Annotated in this window: 8 protein-coding genes and 1 pseudogene; 6 read left to right on the top strand and 3 right to left on the bottom strand. The window is 64.0% G+C overall.

Features of this window, described 5'->3' with window-relative positions; all coding sequences use genetic code 11:
- From A5646_RS29810 to A5646_RS07820, 6 genes and pseudogenes are all read left to right on the top strand, one after another.
- A pseudogene (locus A5646_RS29810) lies at positions 1-242 on the top strand (hypothetical protein); the annotation flags it as partial.
- Positions 242-1,609, top strand: coding sequence for a hypothetical protein (locus tag A5646_RS07800; RefSeq protein ID WP_067021023.1), 1,368 nt, complete (start codon positions 242-244; stop codon positions 1,607-1,609). The pseudogene A5646_RS29810 and the gene A5646_RS07800, both read left to right, overlap by 1 nt.
- Positions 1,610-1,626: 17 nt before the next feature.
- Positions 1,627-1,977, top strand: coding sequence for a hypothetical protein (locus tag A5646_RS29380; protein WP_067021026.1), 351 nt, complete (start codon positions 1,627-1,629; stop codon positions 1,975-1,977).
- Between the two features lie 10 nt (positions 1,978-1,987).
- Positions 1,988-2,569: a CidA/LrgA family protein gene (locus tag A5646_RS07810; RefSeq protein WP_156765548.1), complete on the top strand. Its 582-nt coding sequence runs from the start codon at positions 1,988-1,990 to the stop codon at positions 2,567-2,569.
- Positions 2,569-3,024 (top strand): hypothetical protein, encoded by a 456-nt coding sequence (locus tag A5646_RS07815; protein WP_067021032.1) that lies wholly within the window; start codon positions 2,569-2,571, stop codon positions 3,022-3,024. Before A5646_RS07810 ends, A5646_RS07815 begins: the two co-directional genes overlap by 1 nt.
- A 3-nt stretch (positions 3,025-3,027) precedes the next feature.
- Positions 3,028-3,267 (top strand): hypothetical protein, encoded by a 240-nt coding sequence (locus A5646_RS07820; protein WP_082984667.1) that lies wholly within the window; start codon positions 3,028-3,030, stop codon positions 3,265-3,267.
- A gap of 55 nt (positions 3,268-3,322) precedes the next feature.
- Here the strand turns inward: A5646_RS07820 and A5646_RS07825 are convergent, their stop codons facing one another.
- The 3 genes from A5646_RS07825 to A5646_RS07835 all read right to left on the bottom strand — a co-directional run bounded on the left by A5646_RS07825 (position 3,323) and on the right by A5646_RS07835 (position 5,806).
- Positions 3,323-4,096 (bottom strand): FkbM family methyltransferase, encoded by a 774-nt coding sequence (locus tag A5646_RS07825; protein WP_067021035.1) that lies wholly within the window; start codon positions 4,094-4,096, stop codon positions 3,323-3,325.
- A 19-nt stretch (positions 4,097-4,115) separates the two neighbouring features.
- Positions 4,116-4,415 (bottom strand): DUF732 domain-containing protein, encoded by a 300-nt coding sequence (locus A5646_RS07830; RefSeq protein WP_067021038.1) that lies wholly within the window; start codon positions 4,413-4,415, stop codon positions 4,116-4,118.
- 794 nt (positions 4,416-5,209) lie between these two features.
- Positions 5,210-5,806: a DUF732 domain-containing protein gene (locus tag A5646_RS07835; protein WP_082984670.1), complete on the bottom strand. Its 597-nt coding sequence runs from the start codon at positions 5,804-5,806 to the stop codon at positions 5,210-5,212.
- Positions 5,807-6,007 lie beyond the last annotated feature (201 nt).

A 6,007-nucleotide genomic window follows, 5' to 3' on the forward strand; every position in this document is an offset into this window, starting at 1 on the left:
CCACGCCGCCGCCGGGCGACACAGGTGGCGACACGACCCCAGCGGATCCATTTGAGGCATGGGTGGCTGGCGCGACTGATCGGCAGCTGCTCGAGTACATCGTCGAGCAGCTGGGCCCGGGGGACCCGAGCTGGAATTCCAAGGGCGCGACGCTGCGGGATTTCCTGTGGAGTCTGCAGTCGAAGACTAAGCAGACAGCGGCCAAGGCTGCCGGCAAGCGCACAGCCCGGAAGTCGCGCTGATGGCTACCGACGCGAACGGCCGCTGGATCGGATTCGGTGTCGGCGACACCGACCCCGCCACCGCGAAACGCACCGACCCGAACTGGGAAGCCGTCACCCTGCTGACCACCGCCCTCGCCAAGTGGGGTGGCCCCAAGTTCGGCGTCACCCCGCAGGCCAATTACGACCTGAGCATCGCCGCCGCGGTCGAGAAGTACTGCATCCACTCCAAGATCAACCTGCCCGTCGTACGCGATGTCAGCGGCAACGCGGTGGCGAACCTGGCGATGCGCACCAAGATCGGCGCCTACCCGCCCCCGCCGCCACCCACGCACGCGCTGTTCACCGTCCGCGGCACCGGCGGCATCATCGGGCAGGACTACACCAGCCAGATAGCCCAAGCCCTGCCTGGGATCTATCACGAGCATCCGATCGACTACGCCGCCAGCATGGGCGGTATCCCCGTCGGCGCCGCGAACGACCCCAACGCCCCGTCCGGGGATGAGTGCGCGGAGCAGGCGCGGCAGATGCTCACCGACGCCGTCCTGGGCTCCACGGTCACGTTCGGCGTCACCGGCTACAGCTTGGGAACGAAGGGTGTCATCCTGTTCCTCAACGATCTGTTCAACCCGAACCATCCGCTCTACCCGCACCGCGACCGGCTGGTGTGCGTGGTGTTGGTCGCGGACCCGTGGCGGCCGTTCGGGAAGTCGTTCTACCTCGGCCCGGTTCAGGCCGGGCAGGGTATCGGCACCCCCTACTTCACGATGTCCAAGGCGGCGCAGGACGCCCTCGGTTGGCGGTGCTGCTGGCTGGTCAACCCCGCCGACCTCTACACCAACGCCCCACTAGGCGGCACCGGCCAGGTGCTCGCCGACGTTGAGGAATTCATCCTCGGCACCGCGGTGTCCGACCCGCTGGGCACCATGGCCAAGTTCGTGCAGATGCTGCTGCAGCTCGTTGTAAAAGACGGCGGCATCATCAACGGGGGCGCCATCGTCAACCAGCCCGGCGGCACCACAGGTAGTGGTGGGCTCGGTGGCATCTTGGGCGGTCTGCTCGGCGGAGGCTCACCTGCCAGCCTCATCACCGGCGTCGCGGGCGGATCCATCGGCCTCACAGCGGGTCTCGTGCCGCTCATGCTGCCGCTGCTCGTGGGTGGCTTCGAAGGCCTCATTGACGGCATCTCCGGGAACGGCACCAACCTGCCCACCGGGCCGGCCGCCGACGTCCAGGCCGCGATCCTCGCGCTGAAGTTCTTCGGCAGCGGAACCGCCCCGCACATCTCCTACCACAACACGACGTGGGGCCCGGGCCCGCAGACGTTTCTGCAACTCGGCATACAGCACGCCGCTGACTACGGATCTCGTGTGCCGGTCACCGTTTAGGGAAAGGACAGAGCACAATGACTCAGCCTGACTACTTCTCCATCACGTTCTGGCGCGCCGCGCTCAACCATGTCATCTACGGCGCCGCGATCGGCGCATCGAACTCGTGGATCCTCGGCGGTGTCGGGTCGGTCGACTCGGACACGCATCTGAGCATCCCCGGGTGGGGTGTGGCGGCCGGCGCGCTTTCCGGTGCGATCTTGGCGTTCATCCTGGCGATCGTCGGGCAGGCAGTGCCGGGGACTCCGCCGACGTCGTTCGTGCCAGCTCCCGCAGTCAAGTCGGCCCGTGCTCGGCGGCCGCGGAAAGCTGCCCCGGTGAAAGCGCCCGCGGAGAAGCCAGCCGCTAAAAAGCCGCCAGCGAAGTAAGGCCGCCCCGGTGGCTTACCGCGACGACATACTGGCGCCCTTCCGCTTGGTTCGTGACCTGTGGCTGTTGTGGGTCCGCAGCCCAGCCAAGAGCCGGGTCGATCGATCCCGCATGTACCTGTGGGTCCACCTCGGCTTGGTGATCACCGGTTGGGCGTTGATGTTCCACCCCTCCGGGGTTGGCGCGATGGCCTACTTCGACAAGCAGCAGAACGAAACCTTGGCGCTGTGTGTCATCGTCGGCTCCACCGTCTGCATTCTCGGCAGCCTCATGGGCACTAGACACTGGTTCCCCAGCGCCAAAACCGATGTGCGGCTTCCCTACTTGTTCGCCGTGGGCGGGCAAATCTCAGTCATCTTCACCCTCTGCCTCTACGAGTTCACACTGGCCGTCCACCAGTCGACCTACGTCAACCTCAGCGGGGCGCTGGCGTTCGCCATCATCGGTGGCTGTACCCAAACCGCCCTGGTGTGCATTAAGGAAATCCACCGCATCAACCGCCTCGACCGCATCGTTAACCGGGGAACGATCCGGCGCCGAAAGAGCAGATACGACCTGAGCGTGGACATCGGTGAAGCCGAGGAACGCTGATGATCCAATGGATCCTCGCCGGCTGCACCATTCTGTCCGCTCTCGTCGCTGCGGCCGCTTTGTTGCGGTTGGGGACTCAGCGGGGGATCGACAACGAGACGCTGCGGAAGATGCAGCGGGAACGCGAACGCGAGGAACAGGAACGCGATCAGCAGCGCCGAGTAGCGGAAGAGCTCCGCGAGCGGCAACGCATCGACGCAGACGAGCGGCGCAGCGCCGTCCTCCGCGCGGAACTCTCAGAGTTGGTGCGGCGCAGCAACAAACGATTCCAGCAGTGGCAAGACGCGGTGGCCGACCTGGACGAGCTGTGGGCCACCGTCGAAGAAGAGCTGTTGCCGTGGATCCGGGAGGCGTACAGCAAGCTGCTTGAGCAGGGCATCGAAATCCGCCGACCCCCAGCGATACGCCGCCGGGAACGCCGGTCATCCGCCCACCACGAGTTGATCGATGAGTGACTGATGCGTACCGCAGATCGGGCATGGCTGGCGCTGGCCGCGGGTATCGCCGTGTACGAGGTAGCCGCCCCGGAAGGTGAGTTGCTGTCAGAGGCCGCAGACAGGTACATGCTTTCCCACCCGTGGATCACCCGCGTCGTGGTGTTTTCCATCGCGGTCCACCTTTGCAACATGATCCCTAATCGCTTCGACCCGCTGCATTGGCTGTTCACGGCGAAGAAGCTGCTACGGGCAGCACGTTAAACCAAAAAATAGGCGCCTCTTGACCTTACGGGTCAGGGGGCGCCTTTTCGTGTTTCTACCGTGCCGGGATGAAGAAGTAATTCTGTCGATCGTCGCGGTGCCGCTCATACGGCAGCAACCCGACGTCGCGGACATAGACGAACGGGTCGTAGCCGTAAGAGCGGATGTCCTCTACCGTCCCCTCCGGATCGGGGTTGGAATCCGTTCCACCGTAGATCTCCACGAACAGCACGGGCTGGTCGCGGCGCAGCAACCCAGCCGCGCCGGCGATCACTGCCCGCTCGAACCCCTCAACATCAATCTTGACCAGACCCACCGGGGGCAGCTCAGCGGCCAGCTTGTCCAGCGTGGTGCATGGCACCACAACCCGATCCGCGATCTCCCGACGCCGGGTGTCTTTCATGGAACTGAACGCGCTGTCCTTCGCCACGAAGAATTCGACCTCGCCGACTGTGTCACTGACAGCGGTTCGGACGGTGCGGATCCGGTCATGCAGCTGGTTCGCGGCGACATTGGCTGTCAACCGGGCGTAAGTGGCCGGGGCAGGCTCCACAGACAGCACGGGCGCTAGTTTCGACCACGCCAAGCTGTGCAGACCGATGTTGGCTCCGACATCGACGATGTGCCGGCCCGAGTAGCGCACAGCGTATAGGGCCGCGGCGATCTCAATTTCGGCTTCCTCAAAACCGCCGGTTCGGCGGATGGTGTGCGCGATAGCGGATTTCGGTTCAATATCGATCTGCATACCCCGCCAATGCCACGGGGACAGCGCCCCGGGCAGGAAGTAGCGGTTGATCGACAAGTCGATGGTGTATTTCCCGATCTTCAATGACTGTCCCCTGACTGCTCTAGTTGTGCAGGGTATCGGGGCACAGGTTCCGGCGGGCGATATCCACGATCTGCGCACCGACCAGGTTGTAGTACGGGCCGAACGTCTGCGCCGCCGACTCGGGCGACTGCCCATCCCTGATGTCCCTACACACCCGGTACCCGTCACTGACCGCCTTCGGCTGGCTGAGCACGGGAATGTTGCTGGCCTGCAGGTCGGCAAGGTAGGACGCTTCGTCAGCGTTAGCCTTCTCCGCGCAGAACATCGCAAACCCCACGCCGGCCGCCAGCAGAGCGGTACACACGATCAGCCGCTTCATCACGCTGGTCCGTGATCGGTCAGATACTTCACGCGGTGCTTGCCGCGCCATTCCTTGCCGCATGAGCACCGGAAGTGGTAGCCCCTGCGTTGACGCTCACCAACGGTCACGGCAGTGGTGAGGTTGTCGATGGTGTGCCGCAAGATGAGTTGATGCCACACCATGTTCCCCACACCGCGAGGCATGCCTTCATCGAATGTGGCGCAGCGGCATTGACTACATCCGTCGTGGTCATGCCAGCGCAGCCTGTGACGGCAAAATGAGCATTCCGGACCCATGATCGAGTGGGCGCGATTGTTTGAGTCAACACCGCCGCTGAAGTACTCCGCAGCGGCTACACCAGACCTAGCCATGGGTTTACGTCAGCCGGCCGCTCGCGGTCGGGCGCTCAGGAACCAGACTTTCCCATCAGGACCGATGTAGGTCCTGACATGAGCATCCAAACGCAACTGTGTCCCGATCTCTTCCTCGGACTCGTAGGTGAATGGCAGTCCCAACGGGGCGCAGGTGATAAACGTCCATGCGTTCCGCATCCGCTGCCGAATCCAGCGTCTCATTGTTTCTCCTTTTACCGATAAGTTGGGGGATTTACGTCGAAAAACCAGCTAGCGGTGCTTCGATGTGGTCGAGCCACGCCAGGACCGCGCTGCGTTGGCAGTCACATTGATCTCCTGGCGCCCGGTCTACGAACGTCGCGCAAAGTCCCGTGTGCTGCATCTGCCGCAGCGTTCGGCGGGCGTCGGCGATACGAGCACGTGCGATCCCGATCTGATCCTCGGGCGCGTCTTTCACCATCAATATCCACCTCTGTCCTCAAACTGCGGGCAGTAGGCATCTATCGCCGCGTACACAGTTCCGTTCGCCCTCTCCACACCCAGACTCGGGTTCACCCGATCCACTTCAGCCTGCGCGAGCTGCTGACAAATCAGACGCCCATTGGCGATGGCCTTCTCCCGCGTCGGGGCTTTAACCCCGGCATCTGACAGCAGCTGCAGGTAGATGCTGTCCGGATCAAGCGCCGCCGGGGGAGTGGTCATCTTCTGCGCCACACTTCCCGTCGTCGACGGCAGCGGCGGGCTCGGCGCCACGGCCGGTTCAGAGATCGGGGCCGGGGCATCGACTCGGGCCGGCGCCTCGGCGCGCGGCGCCGGCTGCTCCGGACGCTGCTGCACCGACAACTGCCGCCACCCCAACACCACCACCGCCGCAGCCATCAGACACACCACCAGCACACCCGCAGCACGCCCCCACGCAACACGCCACGACACCCGCCCCGGCTCATCAATGTCTTCGGCGTCTGACCATGCCAGGGCAGCAGCATCGGGGAGCTCCGCGGCCGCAGTGGCGTTCGCAACGGTGTCATCAGGAGGTGAGCTGGATGGTTGGTTCATGGTGGCCTTCCCAGATCGGGATGCTACGCCGCGCCATGAGTCGGTATGCGCCGTTTGACAGTGTCACCCGGTGGTTGTGTTTCCGCATGTCGCGGATTGCACTGAATTGCAACGAATGCAAATTACACCCCTGTGTTTTCGCAGCTCATGAACCCTATCCTGCGGTTTTGGAACGGGTTCGAGTCCCCTTAGCTCCACCGA

Source organism: Mycobacterium sp. 1245499.0 (assembly GCF_001673615.1).
GTDB classification, from domain to species: domain Bacteria; phylum Actinomycetota; class Actinomycetes; order Mycobacteriales; family Mycobacteriaceae; genus Mycobacterium; species Mycobacterium europaeum_A.